This window comes from Gloeocapsa sp. PCC 7428, from assembly GCF_000317555.1.
In the GTDB taxonomy this organism is placed as follows: Bacteria; Cyanobacteriota; Cyanobacteriia; order Cyanobacteriales; family Chroococcidiopsidaceae; genus Chroogloeocystis.
The window spans coordinates 5394239-5418730 of record NC_019745.1 but is presented as its reverse complement, the minus strand read 5'-3'; the positions used below and the strand labels follow the sequence as shown (position 1 = coordinate 5418730).

Sequence of the window (24492 nt, the reverse complement as noted above, 5' to 3'; positions counted from 1 at the left end):
TAGCGACAAATGCCAAAAAAGCAGCGAAGATTGCTTCACTGCTTGACGAATTATTATGACTAGATTGTTGGCAATATGACAAGCAGTTTGTACTTAAAGTTACAAACCAACTAATTCTCTCGATTCAAAATCGGTGAGTTGTTGCGCGATCGCTCGCCGACACTCTAGTTTAGCAACGCTGAACTGATTGCGAAGGTATTCTAAGTGTGCCAGCGCGTTGGCTTTTTCTGCATTTAACTGAATTAATGTATTAAGTGCGGTTTGGTATTCTTGATTCACTAATAGCAACTCGAAGCGACGCGATCGCCGTTGCGTGTCATTTTTTAATTCTGGATCAAACGCTGAGCGCGTGTCAGCATTGCCTTCTTCGCGGTTAATCAGTTGTTGCACCGCCATCATTTGCGAGTCAAGTTCGTTTACCCGTTGTGCAGCTTGGGCGATCGCCGCAGGGTAATGACTCAGTTGCATTGTCATCATACGAGGGATCTGAGATCAGGGTTAGGAGATACGTTTATGCGGCTAGTTCTTTAAATTGAGCGTGGGTAGATGCACGTTCTGTCGGGTTAATTGGTAGCTGCTCGGTTTGATACATGGGAGCCTGCTCCAAAACTTTAACTTCGATGTTGACAGACACAAGGTAAGTACCTGGTTCTGCACCAACAGCTTCGGCAATCAATTTTGCTAGCTCTGGGCGCTTAGCGGTAATCGGATCGCGTAAAGCGCAACGATCCCAGTCATGCTTGGCTGTTGGATTAAGGCTAAGAAGATAGTGTTTCGTCATAGGGCTTGAGTCCATCTTTGGTTAATACGCCGTAGAGCCATTGATTGCTTATGCGGAGGCTCGATGAATCTACTTCATTTATTATAGTACATCTGTACTGAATTGGGGGAAATTGAATGCAATTCGATTTGGGCTTTTTGATTAAAAAAAGCTTATAGATAAAGAGTTTCAGCCACTTACAACGATCGCAGTTTATTGGTACACTAACTCCTCGGATGCGATCGCCTTTTGATGATTCCAGACAGATTGCCCTGTCAGCAGTTCCACCACATCCATGCCATTACCAATCACGCCAGGTACACTGGGATAGCCTGCACTAGCTCCCACTAAGAAAAGATTTGGCAATTCGGTGTGATATCCCAGACGATTTAAGCCTACCTGCCTTGGTGTAAGCTTTGCACCATAGATATTCCCCTGCGGTTGTCCTAAATAATATTCACTCGTTGTCGGAGTACCAGGAACTTTCATCCGAGCGTAAGTATCAACATCCGGAATCAAATCGCGCACACTTGCCATGATCTGCTGATAAACTTCGCGCTTTTTGGCTTTGTAAGCTTTTGGATCATCATGCAACTGTTTAAATGGCTCATAAGGACAAACAGTCGCAATTTCTAAAACATGATGACCGTGAGGAGCCATTCCTGGTTCATGCGATTTCATTGTAGGACAAGAGAGGAAAATCCAAGGATGATGCAAGTTACCTAATAATTGTTGTTGATACGCTTGATTGAGGTCGCTGTTAGGGTAATACCAAATATTCCAGTTGCCAATGCCATATCTTTGCGGGTCAAACCTGGAATCTAAACCTAAGTAAATGTTGAAAGCACTGGCTGAATATTCATAACCTGTCAGACGCTTCAATTCTTGCTGACTTAATGCATGGGTGTTATGCATCAACTGTACCGTTAGTTTTGGGTCAAGGTCGCTAATGTAAGCAACACTTGCTTGATAAGTTTTCCCTCCAGCAGTGACGCTTTGCACTTGGCGCTGTTTGACTTCAATGTGTTCGACTGGAGTGGATAATTGCACAACACCACCGCCTGCTTTGATAGCTTCAACAATCGTTTCTACAAAGTGCTTGAAGTGATGCTTCGGATAATAAGCACCTTCAGAATAGTCCCAAACAAGCGCAGTATGCGTTAGCAAGGCGATTTCATTCGGTGGAAGGGCATAATCGCCACTTTGACCTGCTAAGATAGCTTGCAGCTTTGGCGATAGCCCGACGCGATTGTAGAGGTCTTGTAGCGTCCAATTACGCTTAGTAAATAAGTTCCAGTATTTCGGTAGTTTTAACCAATCAGACCATTTTTGATCGAACCAACTGACCTCGCGCACTAAACTGTGCATTTCTTGATGTAATTGTTTAATGGCATCGCAATAACGGTTGATCGCGTCCGTTTCTTCGGGAAAAGTTGCTACAAGGCGCGATCGCAAGTTCTCCCATCCTAAAGGAATTTTAAAATCAGCTTCGGGTGTAATCACTCGGTCAATACAGTCAGGATCGAGCGAGTTAAATTCGACATCGCGTTCAATGTAATTGAGAAACTGCGCGATCGCTTGTCCTGAAGCGCATTGTGAAATATAGTGTACGTCAGCACAAAAGCTATATTCGCCGTAATCGAAGGTATGGCAGCATCCACCAGGTAAGTAGTGTTTTTCTAGTACTGCTACTTGATGTCCTTGCCGAGTTAAACACGCTGCTGCTGAAAGTCCACCTAATCCTGCTCCCAGAATCACAAAATCGAAGCTTTCCATTTAAGCCTCCTGTCTCTGGCGATAGTGTTAAACGATACTACTAGTCGTAGATCGATAGTATGCAGTATGGCTTGAATCAAGTTGTCAGCCAGTATTTGCCATGTTTATTCCAGCAGACTGAAGTATTCTATTTTACCGATTCAATTGACTCTTATTTCGACAACCAAGTTCTGACGATGATGTCACACTCAACAAGGTTGCTCTTAACTTGGCTTGCTTCTGGCTGAGGTTACTTAGGTTCGTGCCACTTCAAGCTATAAACTGATTTAAGTTTACTGCAATTCTGACGGTCAAGTCTAGCGGCTAGAGCTATAAGTTATGTCAACAATAAAGGTATACAACTTATTTAATATTATGCAGAGTGATGCTGTGCGATCGCGTTGATGCACAATAACTTTAGCGTTAGGTGCTGTCTAACTACTCTTTCTCTTCAGTTTCTGGAGTTTCAGTTGGCGGACGGGTAATTTCGCCTTCACTATAACCTAGGTCATACATACTTGCCGATTCAGCATCTTCTGGTGGCGTTTTAGGTTTTCCCGCATAGGCATCAGATTTCCCTACATTAAACCAATCTTCGTTCGTTGCTTTTGTATTGTTCATCATTGCACTTCTCCATAGCTATAGAGTTGCAGCCATAATTTATGATGTTTGCACTACGGTTTGCCGAAAATCCTGTACCCTGAGAAAGATGAAGTTTAGGGGCTATATAACGATATTATCAAAACTTATATTTGCCCTAAACAGAGCGCAGAGATGTACTTAATACAGCGGTTAATTGTATGGTTTTTGACAACTTATTTACATCCTCATCAGAAGAAAAATTTTCGCCGATTGTTCGCCAACCTCGTAAAGGAGTCATTATTGGTGCAGGTCAAGTAGGGATGGCTTGTGCTTATTCTCTACTTATTCAAAATCTCCTCGATGAAATGATTATCGTTGATGTCAATCAGCATAAATTAGAAGGGGAAGTCATGGATTTAAATCATGGATTACCTTTTGTTGAACCAACACTCATTAGAGCGGGAACTTTAGCTGATGGTGAGAATGCAGATATTGTGATTATCACGGCTGGAGCCAAGCAAAAGCCAGGAGAATCTCGCTTAGATTTAGTGAATAGAAATGTAGAAATTTTTCAAAACTTAATTCCAGAAGTTGTTAAATTCTGTTCCACAGCAATTTTGCTGATTGTTACCAATCCAGTAGACATTATGACGTATGTCTGTCGCAAAATTTCTGGGCTACCTAGTTCTAGTGTGATTGGTTCGGGAACCGTTTTAGATACGGCGCGTTTTCGCTACTTGTTAGCTGAAAAGTTACAACTTGATCCGCGTAGTTTACACGCTTATATTATTGGCGAACACGGTGACAGCGAAGTTGCAGTTTGGAGTAAGGTCAATATATCGGGAATGCATCTTCTTGATGAAAATTATGAACCAGGTAAACCAATCGAGCCACAGCTACAAGAAATTTTTGCACAAGTCAAGAACGCTGCTTACGAAATAATCCAGCGTAAAGGCGCAACTTCCTACGCGATTGGTTTAGCAGTAGCCCAAATTGTACAGTCAATCTTACGCAATCAAAACCGAGTTTTAACTGTCAGCAGTTTGATTAACGGTATTCATGGTATCAATGATGTGTGTTTGAGTTTACCTGCGGTAGTTAACCGCGAGGGCGTAACGAGGGTTCTGAATCTGGCGTTAAATTCAACTGAACTAGAGCAATTACAACATTCGGGTAAAGTTCTTCGCCAGACTATTGAGCAGCTAGATATTTGATTCTTCTAAGAAAAGCGCGATCGCACTTGTTGCACCAATTAGTTTTAATTTGCTTAAGCTACATCTGTGATATTCGAGCGATTTACTCATAGGTGCTACCATCAGGCATGGTTGCTCCACTTAAATTTGTTTGACTCAAGTCTACCTCAGTGAGGTTCACACTTGTTAGGACAGCGTTACTTAGGTTTGCGCCTTCTAAGTTGACTTCGGTTAAATTGACGCCACTCAACACAGCACCACTCAGATTTGCTCCTTGCAAGACTGCGAGAGTTAGAATTGCGCGACTGAGAATTGCATCACTTAAGTTAGCATCACTCAAAATCACACCACTCAAAGTCGCACCACTCAAATCTGCGCCACTTAAATCGGCTTCCGTTAAATCTGCTTTACTTAAGTTTGCCTCGGTTAAGTTGGCTCCTTTCAAGTTTGCTTGAGCTAAGTTTGCGCCACTCAAATTCACGCCACTCAGATTTCCCTGGCTTAAGTTAGCCCCACCCAAGTTACCTTCTGTTACATTCGCTCCCGTCAAGTTCACACCCAGCATAAAAGCATCGTATAAATTGACGCGGCTAAGTTCTGCTTCGGTTAAAATTGCGCCAGTTAGTTTAGCTCCGGCTAACACAGCTTCGGTTAAGTCGGCTTTTGTCAAAATTGTGCGGCTGAGGTTTGCTTCGCTCAATTCAGCTTGAGTTAAAATTGCTTCGCTTAAAATCGCTTCACTTAAGTCGGCTGCATTGAGTGTTGCGCGTGTTAAATCAGCGGAGCGCAAGTTTTCGCCACTAAAGTTTCTTTCCCCAGCTGCATACTTTGTGAGAAGTTTGTCGGTATCCATCGCGGCTACTTCTTAAGTCAAGTCTGATCGTCGAGGATACTCAACGCGGATGCCATCTTCCGTGCGACTGAGAAAAGGTGCTAGAAACGCCGATTCGTCAAGATGCGATCGCATAATAAAATCTGATTAGCACAAAATCAACAATTTGGCAACGATTGGCAATAATTTATTACACGCTTCAACGAAAGCAGCTGCACTTGGTAAACTAGCGGCAGTACCTTTAAGGATCTTGATTGCAGTTTTTGCGGCATTTTGCGTTTCTGCTCGCGGTTTTTGTCCTGTCTCTGCTAACACTTTTACCTGTTCTAGTGCCTCAGTTTTATCTTCTGAGTTCAGGTTTACCTCATCTTCAATCGCTGCTTTTAACTGCGCAAGTAACTTTGCCAGTTGCTTTGCTTCAGGAGTATCAGCGTTTTGCAGTTGGCTAATCGTATTTGTGACAGCACCGCTAATTTGACCGATCGCGACTCCTGTCATATTTTGGTTTTGACCTGCCGCCGCGATACCGCTAACGCTACCCTGAACGCCACTGATATTGACACTACCTTGATTATCAGACATGGTATCTCCAAAGTTGTAGTAAGTTTCTGCGTAAAATTTATGACTTTGAATCGCAGTCACGACCATATTTTCTAAACTGCGAATGCGTTGATCTTTTTCGGCAATTCCGGCAAGTAGTGCTTGCATATCTTGGTAAGGTAAAGCTTTGATTTCGCTGTAGTTAGCGAAGTATTCCGCGCTCAATTGCGCGCGATCGCTATTTCCTACAACTTTAGCTTGCAAGCGAATTTTGTCTTGTCCGCGTCCTTCTAGGGCTACGACTTCCAACCCAGCATGCGGATGATTCTCGGCTAATTGCTGTAGCGCAATCGCAGCTGCACCAGGATCGATTCCTTGATGATGGTATAAGTCAAGCGTCTTAAACGTAACAGTCCGCGGATCGATGTTTTGCTGGCGATACAGATCGAGGGTTTTGATGATTGGTGCAATAAAATCAGAAAAGTCTCCAGGTTTAAAGTTTTCCGATTTGTTATCTGGTTTACGACAAGGATCGGGGTCGTCTTTTGTCGGCAATCGCGTGTAGATGTATTCGCATTCAACTTGCTCTAGCTTGGTATCAGTAGCGATCGCCCAATCTTGAATATAAGCGCCAGTTAAACAAGCCGAGGTCAAGTCTGCATGATACAGTTGTGTTTGCACGAGCTTTGCTCGGCAGAGATTTGCTTTTTGCAAAGTTGCTCCACTCAGATCCGCAGCGATAAAGCTTGCATCTTCTAAATGACCATCTTGTAAATTGATACCTTGTAGCGCCAGGCGATCGTAGTTTTGATTACTACCATCTTTAGAAACGACTAACTGTCGGACTTTTGGTGTTGCGAGATATGTTCCTGCGACATCAGCAAAGTCAAGCTTCCGTGATTGAAACCAACACGCACGCGTTAAGACGGCACGGTTAAACTGTACAGCTTTCAGCGTGGCTTTAGTAAAATTAGCATTGGTTAAATCAGCACTGCGAAACCGAGTCCCACCGATCGCGGCGATGGTGACAGCAACTGTGCGAACTAAGTTATATTGTTGCGCACTACGCAGCGCCTGCCAGCTAACGTACGCGCTTAAAAATATCACAGCCCAAGCTGTCCATACAGTCCACCACGGTTCGCTATTCGTTACCAAAATGAACGTACCAACGAGAACCGCAACAACGATATGTAGGATGACGGCGATTGAGCCAGCAACGATAACTGAAGTTGCGATCGCCACAGCAACTGCGATCGCTCCATTAATCGCACCAATTAAAGGCCATAACCGAAATTGTAGACCTGCTTTAATGTTGAGAATCAGAACAATCGCAAACACTAATGAAATAACGACTAAAGCGATAACTCGGTAGTTTTGTAATCCTGCGAAAGCATGGCTAAAGTTAGCTTCTTTCAGAATCGCATTTGTGAAGTTTGTTCCTCGAATGTCCGCACGGCTGAAATTAGCACCTGTTAAATCTTGTCCTTTAAACGAGTGTCCTTGGAGGTTTTGACCAGAGAAATCCTGGGGCATAAACACACTGTAAGAAAGGAAGTATGCTCTATCTACAAATGCAATTTTGAGGTTTCCGGAATTAGAGCAGAGGTCAGAGGCAATTCAAAACTTGACCTGGGTCACTCCACTTGAAATGAACCATAATAGATTTTGCAGGAATACCACTGAAAGTGCAGTTCGCTACCTATTCAGTGATAATCTTAAAAACAGTCTATTGAACTGTATCTCCCAGATAGCTGAATTACACTCCGAGGCGAGAGAATGGTCACTACCGCAGAAAAAGCAAATATTGGCTACATTACGCAAATTATTGGTCCTGTTGTAGACGTTAAATTTCCCGAAGGCAAAATGCCACAAATCTACAACGCTTTGATCGTCAAAGGAACCAACGAATCGGGACAGGAAGTTTCCGTGACCTGCGAAGTGCAGCAGTTGCTGGGCGATAACCAGGTACGTGCCGTTTCGATGAGTTCTACTGATGGTTTAGTTCGCGGTATGGAAGCGAGCGATACTGGCGCTCCAATTAGCGTACCTGTTGGTAAGGCTACCTTGGGACGGATTTTTAACGTCCTCGGCGAACCCGTTGACAACATGGGACCTGTGAATACTGAAGAAAGGTTCCCGATTCACCGCGATGCGCCAAAATTGACTGAGTTAGAAACAAAACCATCAGTGTTTGAAACTGGTATCAAAGTGGTTGATTTACTAGCTCCCTATCGTCGTGGCGGTAAAGTTGGCTTGTTTGGTGGCGCTGGCGTTGGTAAAACTGTCATTATTCAAGAATTGATCAACAACATCGCGAAAGAGCATGGCGGCGTATCTGTGTTCGGCGGTGTGGGCGAGCGCACGCGTGAAGGTAACGACCTTTACAACGAATTTAAAGAATCTGGGGTAATCAACGAAGAAAACCTCAACGATTCTAAAGTGGCGCTGGTTTACGGTCAGATGAACGAACCACCAGGGGCGAGAATGCGCGTCGGACTAGCAGCCCTGACTATGGCTGAATATTTCCGCGATGTCAGTAAGCAAGACGTACTTTTATTTATTGATAATATTTTCCGCTTTGTTCAAGCAGGTTCAGAAGTATCAGCACTTCTCGGACGGATGCCATCAGCGGTAGGATATCAACCAACACTCGCAACCGAAATGGGCGCGCTGCAAGAGCGGATTACCTCAACTAATGAAGGCTCAATCACCTCGATTCAAGCAGTGTACGTACCTGCGGACGACTTGACTGACCCTGCACCTGCTACAACCTTTGCGCACTTGGATGCAACCACAGTACTATCGCGTGGTTTAGCGGCGAAAGGAATTTACCCAGCGGTAGATCCCCTCGGTTCGACTTCGACAATGTTGCAGCCTAGCGTTGTTGGTGACGAGCACTACAACACCGCCCGCGCAGTCCAAGCAACGTTACAGCGTTACAAGGAACTCCAAGATATCATCGCGATTCTTGGTTTGGATGAACTATCTGAAGACGATCGCCTAACAGTAGCGCGCGCGCGCAAAATCGAGCGCTTCTTGTCGCAGCCATTCTTTGTTGCAGAAGTCTTTACCGGTTCTCCTGGTAAGTATGTGAAGCTTGAAGAAACGATCAAAGGTTTTCAGCGGATTCTCTCTGGCGAACTCGATGACCTACCTGAGCAAGCATTCTACATGGTTGGCAACATCGATGAAGCGATCGCTAAAGCGGAAAAGATGAAAAGCTAATAGCTCATAGGTAATGGGTAATCGGAGTAAAGCTATTACCCACTACCTAGTACCAGTTACCTCTATTACTGTTTACTATTTTCTTATTCGCAAACATGGCTTTAACTGTTCGTGTCGTCTCACCTGATAAAACTGTTTGGGATGCAGCCGCGCAAGAAGTAATTCTACCAAGTACTACAGGTCAACTGGGTATTCTCAGCGGTCACGCACCACTATTAACCGCGCTGGATACAGGTGTCATGCGAGTTCGTCCAAGCTCGAATGAAGATTGGGTGGCGATCGCACTCATGGGTGGCTTTGCTGAAGTTGAAAGTGATGAAGTGACCATTCTCGTTAATGGTGCTGAACGTGGCGACAAAATTGATTTAGAAGCAGCACGAGCAGCTTACAACCAAGCTGAAGCAAAAATCAATCAAATTCAAAACGCCTCGCGTCAAGAGCAAATTCAAGCGAATCAAGCCCTGAAAAGAGCGCGCGCCCGCTTCCAAGCTGCTGGCGGAATGCTGTGAGCATGAGGAAATAGGGGCTAGAGGTGAGGAGTGAGAAGCGAGTGGCTAGTAGCTAGCAAGTGGTAACTAGTGTAAGAGAAGTTCGTACTAGTAGTATTATCTCCTCTGCCCCTCTGCTTCCTCTCCCCCTCTGCTCTTAACTATCTACCGCCGCGATCGCGTTCTAGGTCGTAAATTGCCTTTTCAATCGCCCAGTTTGTCGATTGGTGCGGATGATTGAGTTTAATATTTGCGATCAGACGGTTGGCTGCTGCTTGGTCATTGTGTAGCAGTGTCATAAGTCGCTTCTGGAGTTTAGGACTTGCTTTGTCAAAACTACCCTGCTTGGTCGTTGTTCCGGCGGGGAGTTTGTTTTTTGTACTACCGGCGATCGCCACCGCAGCCGTAGCGCCAATTGCGCCTAGTACGACTAATGTCCCAACTCGACCAGAGTCGTCGGTTTGTTGAGGTGTGCGGTAACGCGTTTGCGCGATCGTGTTAGGTAGGGTACTAGCTATGATAGGTTCTGGCTTGACAACCAATGCTGCTGTTGTACTCGTGTTTTTCTGTGCAGTGTTTGCTGCTGATGGTAGTATTTCAGGTTGAGCAGTAATAATAGTAGCTAGGGCAGCGCCTATAGGTATCAATTTCAGCATGGCTTGGCAAGAATATCTACAATCTAATGAATCGATAAACGTTCTAACTGCCCCTCACATCTCGAATTAACACGTTAAGTAACATTCATATAAATCATACTCGTTATGGCTTTGTATTTCTAGCGTTTCAAAGTACGGATCGCCGCATAAGCGAGATGCGATCGCTGGTATCAGAACCAAGCAACTGCTGGAGGACATTGAGCGCCACCTGAGTTGTTTCATCAAGTAACTGTGGCTCAACAGCTTTATCGTTAGGAGTATGATAGTTTGGTTCCTGTCCTCGATAGAAGAAGAGTACAGGAACGCCGACTCTAGCAAAGGGAGCGTGATCGCTACCACCTTGACCGCCAAATGTAGATATATCAGATTGTGTTACTTGCGCCAGTTTAGTTAGTGACTGACTTCCACCCACAAGCAGCTGATCGTTGACACCAACCATATCAAAATTAAACATGGCATCAAGACCTTGCAACCAGTCGGGTTGAGCTTGACTAACGAAGGCTCTAGAGCCGTGTAAACCATCTTCCTCGCCGTCAAAGACAACAAACCAAGCTTCGCGGGCTAACGGTGTTTGCGCAACGTTGCGGGCAATATCTAAAACAACAGCCGTACCCGATGCATTATCGTTCGCGCCTGGTGAACCTGGAACCGAGTCATAATGTGCGCCGACAACAACGCGCGGTTGCGTCACACCAGGAAGGTGCGCGATGACATTCGTACCCGTGACTGTGCGCTGGCGAGTATTGACGGTGAGTGTTCCTTGTGAAGGTTGCGACTCAATTAAAGAGTTACCTGCTTTTCCAGATAGTGCTAGTACCGGAATTTGTACTTCACCACCAAGCGTACCGTACAACTCACCAGGTTCATTATTCACGATAACGACACCTACTGCACCAGCATTTGCTGCATTTTGGGCTTTTTGCAGAAAGGGAATTTCACCGCGTCGAACAACGGCGATCGCACCTTTGACATCAACCGTAGCAAAATCCGATCGCTGTCCGACATTCGGAACTGCAACAAGTCGCGCGCTAGGTTTTCCTGGTATTGAGCCATTAAGTGCGCGCCCATTCCTGATTTGACCGTTGATTGTAATACTTGAGCCGAGATCCTCAAATTTTGGGTATGTAAACGTTTGAGTTCGTGTTTCGTAGCCAGCACGCGTATACTGTTCAATCAAATAAGCTCTCGCCTGTTCCATGACGGGTGTTCCCGTTACCCTAGGACCTAATTTCACTAAAGCTTGGACATCGGCGATCGCACGGCTAGATACGACGGTATCAGTTTGGCTAAGTAGCCTACCACGATCAGCTTGTACCTCAATAGCGGGAGTACACCCAACAAGTCCAACGCTAGCAACGCTTGCGCCTGCAATCAGTAACCTAACAATCCGTTGTAGCGATTTTTGGGAGCGGGTAGCGGGAAATAGGGAGTTGTGTAGTTTATTCAAGTGGAGACTGCTGTAAGTAACTACGTACTGTGTAAGTTATCAGATAGAAGCAAAATAACTATTGATTTGCAATTCAATATTTTTAATTTTGAGCAATCAGTGTGGCGCTGGTATGACGTAAGTATGTCAGTTAAAAGGAAGATTTAGCAATGCAATAGACCTCCTGCATGAAGAGAATCGCGAATTTATTCGCAGCTAAATAAATTCTGTTCACCTCCGTGGAATTACTGTTAAAAGTCTTGTTTATTGGAAGGCATTTATGAGTCATGCAGGAAGTATAATAAATACTTCTCGTTTTGACCTAATTATCAAATTTAAATTAGGTCAAAACATTGATTTGCTATAAAGCACTTCGTGTTGCTTTATCTTAATTTCTCTTACTTTTTAATTTTAAATACAAGCGATCGCCTAATTATTAATCAAGGCTTCTCGCTAGCTTGTTGAACCTCAACATCTTTAACGCGACGAATTGGTAAATTAGCAATCAGTGCGGTGGTGCGTTGGTTGTTTTCTAAACAAAACTCTAATCCATCGGGTTCAAGTTCGACATATCGCGAGACGACTTCTAAAATTTCCTGTTGCATTTTTTCAAGTGCCTGCGGGTTTATATCAGCGCGATCGTGGGCAATTACTAGTTGCAGTCGCTGCTTAACTGCATCACGGCTCGTGTTATCATTGCGCGACACCGGAAAGAATCGATCGAGGAATTCGGTAATCATGACAGTGAATGCAGGGGTAGAAATCGTTTAGATAATAGAAAACAGCAGCTTACGCAGGCGAGTAAAGAAGTTGTCTTGAACAGGTTCCAAATCAAGAAATTCTACTTTTTCCCCTTCTAATCTACGGGCGATATGCTCAAACGCCATTCCGGCAAGCGAAGCTGTTTCGGATAATACTAAAGGTTCGCCTCGGTTCGTCGAAACGATGACGCGTTCATCTTCTGGAACAACGCCAATTAATGGAATTGAGAGAATTTCTTGGACATCTTTCACCGACATCATGTCATTTGCCTGTACCATTGCGGGGCGCAGGCGGTTGAGAATTAAATGAATGTTTTTGATTCCTTGTGCTTCGAGTAAGCCAATAACGCGGTCAGCATCGCGGACGGCTGCTATTTCTGGTGTTGTGACAATTAATGCTTCTTTCGCGCCGGCGATCGCATTTTTAAAGCCCATTTCTATCCCTGCGGGACAGTCAATGACAACATAGTCATACATTTCTGTCAAGGAATCAACAAGCTGCTTCATCTGTTCGGAGGTGATGGCTTCTTTGTTGCGGTTTTGGGCAGCCGGAAGCAGAACTAAGCCTGATTCGCGTTTGTCTCTTACTAAAGCTTGTTCTAAACGACACTCGCCGGAGACGACCTCCATTGCGGTGTAGACGATGCGATTTTCCAATCCCAGGAGCAAGTCTAAGTTTCTTAGACCAAAATCGGCATCTACCAAAACGATTTTACGCCCCAAGCGGGCTAATGCCATACCCAGGTTGGCGGTGACTGTGGTTTTACCTACCCCTCCTTTACCAGAGGTAGTAACAATAATACGCTTCATGACGGTAAAGAAAATTGGGATTTAGAAAAATCAGCAGCTTTAGCGATCCGAATGCCTTCAGGCGTGACGTAAGCTACCTCAGGATAAAACTGAGATGGAATATTCGTCGGTGCCCTAGCGACAAATTCCGCAATCCGCAACTGCGTTGGTTCCATTTGCAGTGCCATAATCAGACACTTAGAATTACCGGCTGCACCTGCATGGGCAACTCCGCGCAAACGACCCCAAACTAGAATATCGCCATTTGCCACTACAGTACCACCTGGATTAAGGTCTCCTAACACAATAACGGAACCAGCATGACGAATTTCGATGCCAGATCGCACCGTCATTTGTAGATACAGCGGTTCAGCAAGGGGCGTAGGGGCAGCATTTACGGTTTGATTCAGTCCTGTAATCGGTGCTTGTTGTTCTACGCTATAGCCCGCAGTTGCGGCAGCGACAGCAGTTTGGCGGCGGCTGGTAAAAACATGAGTTAACTGAAGTTGTGCTTCGGATAAAGCATCCGCGATCGCTTGTAGTTGTCGAGTGTCTAACAACCGATCCGTTGCCATGAGATGGACAATTGTATTAGGTTGCCAAAAGCGATCGCCACCGTTCAGCCGCTGCTTCAATTGTTGCCAAAGATCCGACCAAGTTGTCGCCGTAGCAGAAGATTCAACTTCTGTCGGCAAAATCAATAACAGATGTTCTCCCTCACCTTTGAGGCGAACTTGTAAGTTACTGTTCGCGATATTTGTCGGAGGGGTCAGTGTTGTCTCTATTTCTGGCGGGGCAGAATCAGTCATGCAGTACTGGTCTAAGCAGCGAACCAACTTTATATCATCTTAGATTAGTTCTAGTCTAGAACTATAATTTCTTAGTTAAGTAATTAGCCGTTAGCAATTAGCCAATACCATTTCAATTTCACTGAACGAGAACTACAATTCATTTTTCCTCTGCCCCTGAAGTTCCCTCTTCGTAGAACCTTTAGAGTGAAATGGCATAGTCGCCAAGTCTTAGGGAGGACGACACTTAAATTTCTACAGACTACATTTACATCACAACCTCATGCAGCCAAGAGATGGAGACAATACTGTGAAGTTCGGGCAATGGCTTGGTTTAATCGTCCTCGCGATCGCGCTTTACATTTTATGGCAAATCCGGCAAGTGGTTTTGCTCATATTTGCTTCTGTTGTTCTCGCAACCGTTTTAAATCGCGTGGTGCGCGGCATCCAGCGCTATCGCATCAATCGAGGTATTGCCATTGCCATCACCATGACTGTCTTGTTGGCTTTAATTATTGGCTTTTTTGCGGTAATTGTGCCACGAATTATTGACCAATTACAAGAACTTGTAGCGCTAATCCCAGTCATATCTGACCGACTCAGGATATGGTATGACTGGCTGCAAACTGTGGTTCCTGGACAATTTTTTGAGGATGTTAATTTACTCAACAATCTAGCTGGGCAACTGCAATCTTTACTAGCCCAAATTCTCGGCAACGTTTTGCTTTTAGTCAACACTTCGCTGACGGCTATTTTGGGCTTTTTGCTATTTCTCGTTGTAACGATCATGCTGCTTGCTGATCCTGCACCGTATCGCCGCGTTTTGATTCTGACTTTTCCAGCTTTCTATCGGCGGCGCGTCGATCAAATCCTGCGCGAGTGTGAGGCTGCACTCATTGGCTGGATCAAAGGCACTTTGATTACGATGTTTTTTATAGCTTTGTTCAGCTTTATTGGTTTATCGGTGTTAAGAGTCCCACTACCACTTGTTAATGCGGCTTTGGCAGGCTTACTCGAATTTATTCCTAATGTTGGACCTACTTTGAGCGTCTTTCCGCCGGCTTTACTTGCCTTACTCGATGCACCTTGGAAAGCGGTTGCTGTGATTGGCTTGTATGTTGTGATTCAGCAGGTTGAAAGTTTGATTCTCGTGCCGCTGATCATGCAACAAGAAGTTTCGCTACTGCCAGTGTTTACGATTTTAGCGGTAGTAGTATTTGCTAGTTTTTTTGGTTTTTTGGGTTTGTTTCTCGCCATTCCCCTTTTGATTGTGACGCAAATTTGGCTTAAGGAAGTTTTGGTTAAGGATGTGTTGAATAAATGGCGAGGTAAAGCGCCAAGCGATCGCAAAGCGTATTTGTCGAGTGTCGATGATACTAAGCTTGACGTGTGAAGGTCAGGAGTCGGAGGTCAGAGTTAAAATAGTTTCATTGCTTTATTAGTTTTTAAGTCTTCGGTAAATTGTCGTTAAGGCATTCGCATCACCAACATTACCAGGAAACAATACGACGGGTAAGTCGGGGAACTGTGGGTGATCGGATGGAGTGCGGACGATCGAACATCCCGCTAAAATTTGACCGAGGAGGCGTGCCGTTGTTAAAGCTAAACCTGTACTCAAGACATCGTTGGAGGTAATGCCTCCTTTACTAATCAAAAATCCAATATCGCTTGGCAAACCCTGCACAATGTCCATTAATAGCGAAGATACGGAGATACCAAACTGTAATCGTGTTTGAACATCAGCAAAAACAAGTTCTTGGCGGCTGGTATAGACTACGGGAGTTTTACCAACTTCGTGCGCGGCGTAAACTTTTTCTAGTATTGTTGTGAGTAGTTGATGCGGTTGTTCGAGCGAGTTGTCTAATAACTGTGCGACATCGACTTCGATTCCTACGATGTCAGGTTCTTGCAAGAGGTTTTCTAGTTGTTCGGTTGTCTTTTTGACGTGCGAACCAACAAGCACGACACCTGGTTTACCCTCGCGTACGTATTGCGACATTTCTTCTGGTGGTACAGGCTGCGGTGGTAATTGTGCTAATGCTGTGAGTAAACTCGCGGCGCTACGAAATAAAAAGCGTTTACCTTGACTTGCTGCTGTGAGAACATCTTGGGCAAAGCGGTTGAGATCGTCTTGTGTTTCAGCATCAACCGCAACGCATTGATTGCCTGTTAAGTTTTGTAATCTTGCGAGGGTGGAAAGATTTCCCGCAACATCCGTACCGCTACGAATGTCGTTTAATAAAAATCGCTCGACTTGATCTGCGCGGATGCGTCCTTGGGTTTTTTCTGCAACGTAGTCGGGTAAGTAGCTGTAAGTGTAACCAAAAACCGAATCGCGGGCGAACTCCGTTTCGTGTACAGGGATCGGAATTCCATCAACGATTAAGTAATGGATACCATCGCGGGTAATTCGTCCGCCTTCTATAAATGCCGGTACGAGAAAATGCGCATCAAATGGACCAAGTTCTGCGGCAATGACATCGGTTTCGATAGGGTAGTGTCCGCGTAGTGTGGAATCGGATCGACTAACGATGAGAAAATCGGTAATTCCTGCCGCGGCGATCGCGCTTTTAAGATTATGACAGACTTCTTTTGTAACCTTGGCGGCTTGATCGGGAGGTAGCGATCGCGTATTGGTCAGCACAAAGAATATTGGCGATTCATCAGTTAACCCTAGTCGCAGTGTTTCTTCATCCCAGCGTGTCAGGAGGAGACAACTGTGAACGGTTTGCGAACCTGTAGGGTCATCATCGAGGACAATAATTTTGGGTTGAGTTGCCATCTTTAATTTATAGCCGAAGTGTAGGTTGGGACATTACAGAAGCTCAGAGCTATTGTCTTAACCAGCTTTTAACACTGACCTCTGATCTCTGATCCCTGACCCCTACTATAGAATCTGCGCTTGTAATTTTCGCACTTCTGCTTGCACGCTGCTGCTAATTTGCAACAGAGCATTTACAATTGGCGCGTACTCCTGAGTTTGAATATTCGTTAGTTTTGGCGGCGAAAGTAAGTCTGGTGTGTCGATTGGTTGTGATTGTCTTAAGCTTCTTTCGATTTGTAAAGCTTGCACTAAATTGGCTCTTAATTGTTGTAAAGCTTGTAAAAGTGCGTTGCGTTCCACTTGATTAGTACTTGTTTCAGCTTCATCAATCGTAGCGATATCGTAAATAACGCGATGGTAGCGATCGACGTTGTTTAAGAGGTTCTTTAGCGGTTGTGGGTAAATTTTTTGCTGCCAAATCCAGCGTCCCAAGGTAATGAGAATGAATGTAATAATAAAAAGTGCGATCGCTCCCGCAATTGATGTACCGATTGTTGTTCTAATAACGAGTATGTAAACTAAACCAACAATAATAACAGTTGGTACAAAAACTTTGACGAACTCATTCGATAGAAAACTGAATCGTTTTTCTCGATTTTGCCAAATTGACCCGCGCAATACATTATCTGGATTGACTCCAGTTAATCGCTTCAATTCTCCCTTTGTAAATTCTAAGCCTATTAAGTCAGGCTGCACTGCACATTGTTTGTATCTACTGAGTCTATATTAGGATATTTTGAACTGCGTGCATAAATCGGATGTTACCCCTAAAATTGAGAGCCTGGCGACTTTAGTCGCGGCTCAATAAACCCTGTGCACCTGCGGGGACTGAGTAACTAGCAACTAACCACTAAGCACTAACTACTAGCGTTGAAGATTTAGTAAGCGCCTTTGCCTGTCATGACGACAATTAAGGTTTGCCAAATGATGTGGAGGTCGAGCCATAAAGACCAGCGATCGCGATAAATGGCATCTAGGTGCAGCATATAGTCAAAGCTTATCTCACTACGCCCACTAATTTGCCACAAACCTGTTACACCAGGTAGGAGTTCTAAACGTTTAGTGAAAGCATTTTGATACTCTTTGAGCGCTAAAGTACAGTCGCGTAATTGTAGAGGGCGCGGACCTACTAAGCTCATGTGACCTTGAATAATGTTAAACAGTTGCGGTAATTCGTCTAAACTTGTGCGTCGCAAGAATTTACCAACGTGAGTGACACGAGGATCTTCTTTCATTTTAAAAAGGATTCCGCCGTCGGATTCGTTCAAGTGTTCGAGATCTTGCAGAAGTTGCTCGGCATTAACTACCATAGTGCGAAACTTCCAAATCAAAAAAGGTTTTCCACCACGCCCTAAACGTTCTTGACGAAAAAAGATGGGTCCTTTTGAGTCTAAAGAAATCACAAGCGCGATCGCCAGCATCAGAGGGCTAAGCAGAAGTATCCCCACACCAGCGCCTAAAATGTCAATAATGCGTTTACCGACAAATTGCAGCGTGTAACGTGGTTGACTGACAAAACTAAGTTGCATAGCAGAGGTCAGGGGTCAGGGTTTGAATAGGTTTAAAACCTTTGACAGTCCAATTAACAAAGCTCGTGCCAAACAGCAGTGTCAGCACTTAGTGATATTTTTAGAGAGCCATCCTAAAAATTTGCGTACTTTGTACCTACGTAGTTCAATCAAATCAATCACAACTCAATAGACTTCTTGTATGAATCACAAACGCCCTCTGACTGAAGTCAGGGGCTACCCAAGCAAAGTGTACCTTCGTACACTTAAACAAGACTTTTATCAGTAAGTTTACAGTGGTAGATTTTCTTGTGTTTGGCTGCGAATTTATTTGTCAATCATTCATGCAGGAGGTTTAATATGTGCTTGAAGACTATCTTGAAACTGAGAAGGCTGACGCACTGGGAAAGCGGTACTTGGTTCAGGAGATATACTCCAGTCGTAGCGCAATAGCTTGGAGAGGATAATTTTCATTTCCATTTGGGCAAATTGCCAGCCTAAGCAACTGTGCGGACCACTACCAAAGCCGACTAAGGCGAAGGGGTGCTTTTTATCTTCTTCGCGCGGTGGTGCAAAGCGATCGGGGTCGAAGCGATCGGGGTCGGTGTAGATTTCTGGAAGACGATGCGTTAGTAGTGGGGAAATATCGACGTACCAGCCTGCGGGGATGCAGTAGCCTGCGTAATGAATATCTTTGACAACGCCACGCGAGATATTTTGTACAGGAGGATATAGGCGTTCTACCTCTTTTAGCGCGTAACTGGTTAGAGGAAGTTGTTTGAGATGCGATAAGTTTAGGGGTTCATTTCCGACGACTTGGGCGTATTCGTTGCGGAGGCGATCGCGCCATTCTGGATGCGCTACCAATTCAAACATTAACCACGAAAGGAGTACCGCTGGATTTTCATGTCCTGCAAAGAGTACCATCAGCAGTTGGTCAATGATATCTGATTCACTGAGCGAGTTGCCATTTTCATCAACAGCCGCGAGTAGCAATCCTAAAAAGTCGCGGGACTCTTGTAATGAGCCTTGTTGTTTGCGTTGGGCAATTTTGCGGCGTAAAAAAGCTTGTAAGTTTCGCCTTGCTTGCTGCGATCGCCCATATAAAGTTTGGGGAATATCAATTTTGAGCTTTGCGCGTCGCCCAGTGAGCATTGCTAAAAAATACTGCGTTGCTTCGGCAAATTCACTATCAGTTTCCGTTCCCAAAATCAAGCGAATTGCAATTGTTGTTGAAAGATTGGTAAACTCCTCTATGAGGGAAATCGTCTTTCCTGCTGTCCAATCTGCAAAAAATTTGTCTACAATTTCTTGGATCGTATCAAAGTAATTTGTCAGCGATCGCCCGTGCATTGCAGGATACATTAAGCGGCGCGTTGCTTGATGTTCTGCACCATCTTGTAAGAGTAAACCTTTACCAAAAATAGGTTCTAAAAAAATCCAACCTAACCGCGCAGAGAGATGATCGGCTTTCTCTCCTAACACTAAGCGATTAGCATCAGGACCAATTAAAAAGGCAAAATTTTTGCCAAAGATTCGCGATTTAAAAACTGAACCGTAACGCTGAAAGTGTTCCCAGTAAAAAAGTTCTTCGTCTCGAAATAGCTCTTTTGTCTCACCTCCAAATAGCTTACCAAAGCTACCAGGCATCTCCTCTGCCGATTGAAATTGCGATGCTGGTTTTGTTTGAACAACCATTAAAAATAGCTCCTTGATTTAAGCGCGTACAGCTTCGATGATGCTATTGGCAGTTTGTGTCGGGATAATGCGTGTTACTTTAAAGCCAGCGGCTTCTAAGAGCGATCGGTATTGCGCTTCGCTACGTTCGTAACCGCCAGGAGTTGTGAGTAACGACTCTAAGTCGATTAACTTACCAACAAACGGCGCATTACCAGGAGGCATAATCATTTCTACGATTAAAAGTTTGCCGTCGGCTATCATCGCCTCGCGACAGTTTTTTAGCAGTTTCACCGCGCGATCGTCGTCCCAGTTGTGAACGACAAACATCAAAATGTACGCATCACCATCACTGGGTACTGAATCTAAACAATTCCCTGCAACAAGTCGAGCGCGATCGCCAATTTGGGCGGATTCAATTGCTGGAGTCGCCGCCGCGATCGCCGAGGGAAAATCAAAAAGTACTCCTTGCATTGTGGGATGTGCTTGCAAAAGTGCAATAATTGTGCTAGCGCTTGCATAAATCCCAATGTCCACCACCTTGTGCATCGACGAAAAGTCATAATTTGCCAGGAGTGACTGCGCTGCACGTTGTGAAATACTTGCTTTAGACTCGCTTGAAACGCGCGCAACTTCGGGATCTTGGTAATATTCAAATAATCCTTGTCCGTAGAGATGCTCAAACGCGGGTTTGCCTGTTTTGACGCTGTAGTGCAGATTTTCCCAAACATTCCAGTGCCAATCTTGACCAAAAAACTTGACCGCAGCACGAACAGAATCGGGTGTATCACTTTGCAGGAACTCAGCAAGAGGCGTTAAACTAAAACAACGCTCGTACTCAGCGAAGATCCCGACACTAGCAAGCGATCGCATGAGTCGATATAGTGACGGTGCGTGAGTGTCTGTTGCTTGCGCTAACTCGTCAATGCTTTTGGAACCATCGGCTAATAAGTCAGCAATTCCCAATTCAGCAGCGGCGTAGATTAATCGTGCTACCCGCAAACCTCCCAACATTTGCATCATTGCCACTTGCGGGGGTAAATCTGGTGGCATATTGGTATTTGGTTTAGTCGCTGTCATTTTTCTATTTCCCTAACTAACAACCAACACCCTCAATCACTTTCCAGGGGGATGCTGTGGCAAAAACTTTTGTGAGTTTGAAACCTGCGGCGTCAAAAAGTGTGCGATATTCTGCTTCTGTACGTTCGCGCCCGCCAGAGGTTGTGAGCATTTCTAGGTCAAGAAGTTTACCGAAATAAGGCGTGTTTCCTGGGGGAATGACGGCTTCTACTAGCAATAGCTTGCTGTGTTCCGCCATTGCGCGGCGACAGTTTTTGAGAATTGCGATCGCTTGAGGTTCATCCCAGTCGTGGATTACGGTTTTAAGCAGGTAAGCATCACCGCCGGATGGTACAGATTGGAAAAAGTCACCAGCAACTAATTCGCAACGATCTGCTAGTCCATTCACTTCGATAAACTCTTTCGCACCTGTAATCACGGAGGGTTGATCGAATAAAACGCCTTTGGTTGCGGGATAGGCTTTGAGAATTGTTGACAAATGACTGCCATAACCGCCGCCGATATCAACTAATTTAGCGATGCCTGAAAAATCGTAACCTGTGGCGATCGCGCTATTGTTCATTGAGGCTAAATTAGTCATTGCCTCATCGAAGTTATTACCTGCTTGCGGATTCTGGACAAAATACTCAAATATATTCGGTTTGCCAAAGGTATATTCGACGGCTGTTTTACCTGTTTTGACGCTCTCAATTAAGTTTCCCCATAAGTCCCAGTGCCATTTTTCACCGGACATAATCGCCCAAGCGCGTACTGAGTCGGGGGTGTCAGTTTGTAATGTCGCGGCGAGTGGTGTTAAGCTAAAGCGCCTGTTTTCGTCTTCAGCAAAGATACCGAAACTGGCAAGCGATCGCAACAAGCGATAAAGTGACGGTTCGTGCATTCCGGTTAGCTGTGCCAACTCCTTGCTGCTTTTGGCTTGATCTTTTAGTAAATCAGCAATTCCTAGTTTGGCTGCGACATAAATTGCCTGCGAGACTTGGTAAGCATTGATCATCTCCACCATCGCCACTTGCGGTGGCATCATTTTGGCTCTGAAATTCTGCAATGAACTGGTGATATTCATCATTGCTTGAATCAGTCCGATGGGAGGCTTTTTTGGTTTTGTTTTGAGATTAGCTTGAGACATCGCATTTCGCTTTACTAATGTGGAAGTTTGCTCCCTAAATCCCCCATAAATGAGGGACTTTCATTTCAACTTTGAGATTGTCTAGCACTAAGACTTTTTGATGTAGCAAATTTCGTAAAGCGTGGGGTCTGATTGCGCGATTTTGCCGATCGCGGGCATATGTGCTAAGGCTTCAGGATTATTAAAAATGCCGCGAAAGTCTTCTACACTTCTCCATTGCGCGTAGTTTGTAACTCGTTTACCGTCTAAGCTTTTGTGGATGTTTGCTGAGATAAAGCCAGGGAGTTTACACATGACTTCTTCTGTCGCTTTTACTAATAAATCAACGAGTAATTGTTGGTTTTCTGGTTCGACGATGAAGACATTAATGAGGGTGACAAGATCGGCATCTTGGGAAATTGTTGTTAATGTTTGGTTGTTGATGAGTGTCGTCATGTTAGTTTTTTGGTAAGTTTTAGATTGTGGTTTTGAAGAGTGAACGAACCACTCTAAACGCAGAGGTAAGAAATAAAGAGAGGGTTATGTTGGTACAGACTCGATGATGCTCATTGGAGAGCGTGAGGAGATAATGTTGGTGAGTTGAAAACCGGCGGCGGCGAGAAGTTGTTGATATTGTTCTTGGGTGCGTTCGATCGCGCCTGCACTCATGAGGAGTGCTTCTACGTCTAAAATTTTGCCTAGGGATGGTTCGTTACCTGGCGGGATAACCATCTCGATGAGTAACAGTTTGCCATGTGTGGCGATCGCTTGGCGGCAGTTTTTGAGAATGGCGATCGCGCGATCGTCGTCGTAGTCGTGAATGAGGTTTTTAATGATGTAAACATCACCATCAGGGGGAAATGATTGAAAAACATCTCCGGTGACAAGTTGAGTGCGATCGCTCAATCCTGTTACTTCAATAAGGCGTTCTACTTGTTCGATGCGCGTTGGAGTGTCGAAATAAACTCCCTGTTGTGATGAGTTGTTTTTCAATATCGAAGCAATGAGTTTACCATCGCCTTGACCTCCTGCGCCAATATCAACGATGCGCTGGAATGATGTGAAATCATAGTTAGCTAATATTGCAACATCGGTCATTGCTAACGCACTAACCATCGCTCCATCAAAGTTTTTGGCAACTTCAGGATTTTGCTGATAATATTCTTGAAACTCCATTCCGAAAATCTGGTCAAAAGCGGGTTCGCCTGTTTTAATGCTGTGCAGAATACCTCCCCACATCCGCCAGTGCCACATTTCACCAACGACGATCGCATAGTCTCGTAGCGAATTGGATATGTTGGTTTGCAGTAATGCGCCTCTTGGAGTCAGGTGAAATAAACCGTTTTCGTCTTCGGTGAAGATATCAAAACTAGCAAGTACTCTTAACAATCGATATAGTGACTGTTCGTGAGTTGCGGTTGTTTGGGCTAACGCTGTAACACTCTGCGGTTGCGTTAATAAGTCTGCAATACCCAACTTCGCCGCCACAGAAATTGACTGCGCAAGTCGATAAGCATTCATCATTTGCAGAATTTTGACCTGCGGTGGTACGCCTTGAGCAACTGGCGGACGAGGTATTGTCACATCTGAAGTTTTGTGTTGCGATGAAACCATGCTTTAGCCTTGCCTTATTGATGAGCGGCGATAAATAATTGTTCTTTATTTGAGCCAAGCTGAAATACTGCCTCAATTCCTGCCATTAGCTCGATCATCTCGTTTAATGCGGTTATAATCCGCTGATATTGTCGAATATCTTTCTGGCTGAGATAACAACCTTCACGATCTTTGATCCATTTTTGACAAATTTGATAGTTGCCAACACTGTAGTTCCAAACTTGTGAAGGTACGTTTTTGAAATATTGTTTTTGATTAATCCAAACTCGTCCTTTGTCGTCACTTTGCTGTCGCTGGGCATAGCGCACTGCTTCAACAACATTACTACCTATAACAGGGTAATCAGCAAGGATTGGTGTTAGCTGTTCGTCATTTCGTTTTTGTGAATATATACGCAAAATTCCTCGAATTTGAACATCTGCTATTAATCTTCCTTGGCGCTGTGAATGAACTTCATGCCAAGCTGATTTTCGTAGTGTGGGATAAAGCTTACTATCTTGTTTATTAGGTAAGTGACGATGCCGAGGATGTTCTATTAAGACTGTATTCATGATTTTTGAATTTCAAAGATTACAGGGTATTGAGAAAGTAAAATAGTAGATTGCAAATAATACAAAACAAGCGGCTATTCGTAAGTAGTTTATATTTACGAAATTCTAAAGCAATGTTATTTTTGATTTAGAGATGTCTCTTTTTAAGAAATGCTTTTTTTGAAATAACTGTATTAAATACTACGCAATCAAACTTTCTTAGGTTTTGAAGTGAAAATCTCGAAAAGCTTCTTTTAAAGAAAGTACCTTTTTAAATCTTTGTAGATAGTTTCTCACATAAATACAAAGAACAAGTTTTTAAAAAGGGTAATTAGTGTATATGTTATGTGTAACTTCTT

Annotated in this window: 24 protein-coding genes; 4 read left to right on the top strand and 20 right to left on the bottom strand. The window is 44.3% G+C overall.

Features of this window, described 5'->3' with window-relative positions:
* Nucleotides 1-99: 99 nt before the first annotated feature.
* From GLO7428_RS23850 to GLO7428_RS23835, 4 genes are all read right to left on the bottom strand, one after another.
* On the bottom strand, nucleotides 100-477 hold the full coding sequence (locus GLO7428_RS23850; protein ID WP_015191156.1) for a hypothetical protein: 378 nt from the start codon (nucleotides 475-477) through the stop codon (nucleotides 100-102).
* Between the two features lie 34 nt (nucleotides 478-511).
* On the bottom strand, nucleotides 512-781 hold the full coding sequence (locus tag GLO7428_RS23845) for a hypothetical protein (RefSeq protein ID WP_015191155.1): 270 nt from the start codon (nucleotides 779-781) through the stop codon (nucleotides 512-514).
* Between the two features lie 192 nt (nucleotides 782-973).
* The gene (locus tag GLO7428_RS23840) at nucleotides 974-2536 is read right to left on the bottom strand and encodes an NAD(P)/FAD-dependent oxidoreductase (RefSeq protein ID WP_015191154.1); all 1563 of its coding nucleotides are present in this window, start codon (nucleotides 2534-2536) and stop codon (nucleotides 974-976) included.
* A 417-nt stretch (nucleotides 2537-2953) separates the two neighbouring features.
* Nucleotides 2954-3139: a hypothetical protein gene (locus GLO7428_RS23835; protein ID WP_015191153.1), complete on the bottom strand. Its 186-nt coding sequence runs from the start codon at nucleotides 3137-3139 to the stop codon at nucleotides 2954-2956.
* A 176-nt stretch (nucleotides 3140-3315) separates the two neighbouring features.
* Here GLO7428_RS23835 and GLO7428_RS23830 point away from each other — a divergent pair, with 176 nt between their 5' ends.
* Nucleotides 3316-4311, top strand: coding sequence for an L-lactate dehydrogenase (locus tag GLO7428_RS23830; RefSeq protein ID WP_015191152.1), 996 nt, complete (start codon nucleotides 3316-3318; stop codon nucleotides 4309-4311).
* Between the two features lie 82 nt (nucleotides 4312-4393).
* Here GLO7428_RS23830 and GLO7428_RS23825 read toward each other — a convergent pair whose 3' ends face one another.
* Together GLO7428_RS23825 and GLO7428_RS23820 are read right to left on the bottom strand one after the other, a co-directional pair.
* Nucleotides 4394-5143, bottom strand: coding sequence for a pentapeptide repeat-containing protein (locus GLO7428_RS23825; RefSeq protein ID WP_015191150.1), 750 nt, complete (start codon nucleotides 5141-5143; stop codon nucleotides 4394-4396).
* Nucleotides 5144-5269: 126 nt separating this feature from the next.
* Entirely contained in the window at nucleotides 5270-7195 is a 1926-nt protein-coding gene (locus tag GLO7428_RS23820) for a pentapeptide repeat-containing protein (protein ID WP_015191149.1), read from the bottom strand.
* Between the two features lie 243 nt (nucleotides 7196-7438).
* Between GLO7428_RS23820 and atpD the strand changes: the two genes are divergently transcribed.
* Together atpD and atpC are read left to right on the top strand one after the other, a co-directional pair.
* Nucleotides 7439-8887, top strand: a complete 1449-nt coding sequence (atpD, locus tag GLO7428_RS23815) for a F0F1 ATP synthase subunit beta (protein WP_015191148.1) — start codon at nucleotides 7439-7441, stop codon at nucleotides 8885-8887.
* A gap of 95 nt (nucleotides 8888-8982) precedes the next feature.
* Nucleotides 8983-9396 carry an ATP synthase F1 subunit epsilon gene (gene atpC / locus GLO7428_RS23810; RefSeq protein ID WP_015191147.1) on the top strand — a complete coding sequence of 138 codons (414 nt, stop codon included), beginning with the start codon at nucleotides 8983-8985 and terminating at the stop codon, nucleotides 9394-9396.
* A gap of 140 nt (nucleotides 9397-9536) precedes the next feature.
* Here atpC and GLO7428_RS27495 read toward each other — a convergent pair whose 3' ends face one another.
* From GLO7428_RS27495 to minC, 5 genes are all read right to left on the bottom strand, one after another.
* Complete coding sequence (locus GLO7428_RS27495) at nucleotides 9537-10031, bottom strand: hypothetical protein (protein ID WP_015191146.1); 495 nt, start codon at nucleotides 10029-10031, stop codon at nucleotides 9537-9539.
* Nucleotides 10032-10158: 127 nt separating this feature from the next.
* Nucleotides 10159-11478, bottom strand: coding sequence for a M28 family peptidase (locus tag GLO7428_RS23800; RefSeq protein WP_015191145.1), 1320 nt, complete (start codon nucleotides 11476-11478; stop codon nucleotides 10159-10161).
* Between the two features lie 419 nt (nucleotides 11479-11897).
* On the bottom strand, nucleotides 11898-12197 hold the full coding sequence (gene minE, locus GLO7428_RS23795) for a cell division topological specificity factor MinE (protein ID WP_015191144.1): 300 nt from the start codon (nucleotides 12195-12197) through the stop codon (nucleotides 11898-11900).
* Between the two features lie 27 nt (nucleotides 12198-12224).
* Nucleotides 12225-13028, bottom strand: coding sequence for a septum site-determining protein MinD (minD, locus tag GLO7428_RS23790; RefSeq protein ID WP_015191143.1), 804 nt, complete (start codon nucleotides 13026-13028; stop codon nucleotides 12225-12227).
* A complete protein-coding gene (gene minC / locus GLO7428_RS23785) occupies nucleotides 13025-13816 on the bottom strand; it encodes a septum site-determining protein MinC (protein ID WP_015191142.1) in 792 nt (263 codons plus the stop codon). Before minC ends, minD begins: the two co-directional genes overlap by 4 nt.
* Before the next feature lie 262 nt (nucleotides 13817-14078).
* Between minC and GLO7428_RS23780 the strand changes: the two genes are divergently transcribed.
* Complete coding sequence (locus GLO7428_RS23780) at nucleotides 14079-15188, top strand: AI-2E family transporter (protein ID WP_015191141.1); 1110 nt, start codon at nucleotides 14079-14081, stop codon at nucleotides 15186-15188.
* A gap of 45 nt (nucleotides 15189-15233) precedes the next feature.
* Here GLO7428_RS23780 and GLO7428_RS23775 read toward each other — a convergent pair whose 3' ends face one another.
* From GLO7428_RS23775 to GLO7428_RS27490, 9 genes are all read right to left on the bottom strand, one after another.
* The gene (locus GLO7428_RS23775) at nucleotides 15234-16577 is read right to left on the bottom strand and encodes a four-carbon acid sugar kinase family protein (RefSeq protein ID WP_015191140.1); all 1344 of its coding nucleotides are present in this window, start codon (nucleotides 16575-16577) and stop codon (nucleotides 15234-15236) included.
* A 105-nt stretch (nucleotides 16578-16682) separates the two neighbouring features.
* On the bottom strand, nucleotides 16683-17315 hold the full coding sequence (locus tag GLO7428_RS23770; RefSeq protein WP_015191139.1) for a hypothetical protein: 633 nt from the start codon (nucleotides 17313-17315) through the stop codon (nucleotides 16683-16685).
* Between the two features lie 182 nt (nucleotides 17316-17497).
* On the bottom strand, nucleotides 17498-18148 hold the full coding sequence (locus tag GLO7428_RS23765; protein WP_015191138.1) for a sugar transferase: 651 nt from the start codon (nucleotides 18146-18148) through the stop codon (nucleotides 17498-17500).
* A gap of 321 nt (nucleotides 18149-18469) precedes the next feature.
* Nucleotides 18470-19825, bottom strand: a complete 1356-nt coding sequence (locus GLO7428_RS23760) for a cytochrome P450 (RefSeq protein WP_015191137.1) — start codon at nucleotides 19823-19825, stop codon at nucleotides 18470-18472.
* A gap of 18 nt (nucleotides 19826-19843) precedes the next feature.
* Nucleotides 19844-20884, bottom strand: coding sequence for a methyltransferase (locus GLO7428_RS23755; protein ID WP_015191136.1), 1041 nt, complete (start codon nucleotides 20882-20884; stop codon nucleotides 19844-19846).
* A gap of 16 nt (nucleotides 20885-20900) precedes the next feature.
* Nucleotides 20901-22010 carry a methyltransferase gene (locus GLO7428_RS23750; protein ID WP_015191135.1) on the bottom strand — a complete coding sequence of 370 codons (1110 nt, stop codon included), beginning with the start codon at nucleotides 22008-22010 and terminating at the stop codon, nucleotides 20901-20903.
* Between the two features lie 87 nt (nucleotides 22011-22097).
* Entirely contained in the window at nucleotides 22098-22445 is a 348-nt protein-coding gene (locus GLO7428_RS23745; protein WP_015191134.1) for an antibiotic biosynthesis monooxygenase, read from the bottom strand.
* Between the two features lie 84 nt (nucleotides 22446-22529).
* Nucleotides 22530-23603 carry a methyltransferase gene (locus GLO7428_RS23740; protein WP_015191133.1) on the bottom strand — a complete coding sequence of 358 codons (1074 nt, stop codon included), beginning with the start codon at nucleotides 23601-23603 and terminating at the stop codon, nucleotides 22530-22532.
* 14 nt (nucleotides 23604-23617) lie between these two features.
* Complete coding sequence (locus GLO7428_RS27490) at nucleotides 23618-24154, bottom strand: type ISP restriction/modification enzyme (protein WP_051038480.1); 537 nt, start codon at nucleotides 24152-24154, stop codon at nucleotides 23618-23620.
* Nucleotides 24155-24492 lie beyond the last annotated feature (338 nt).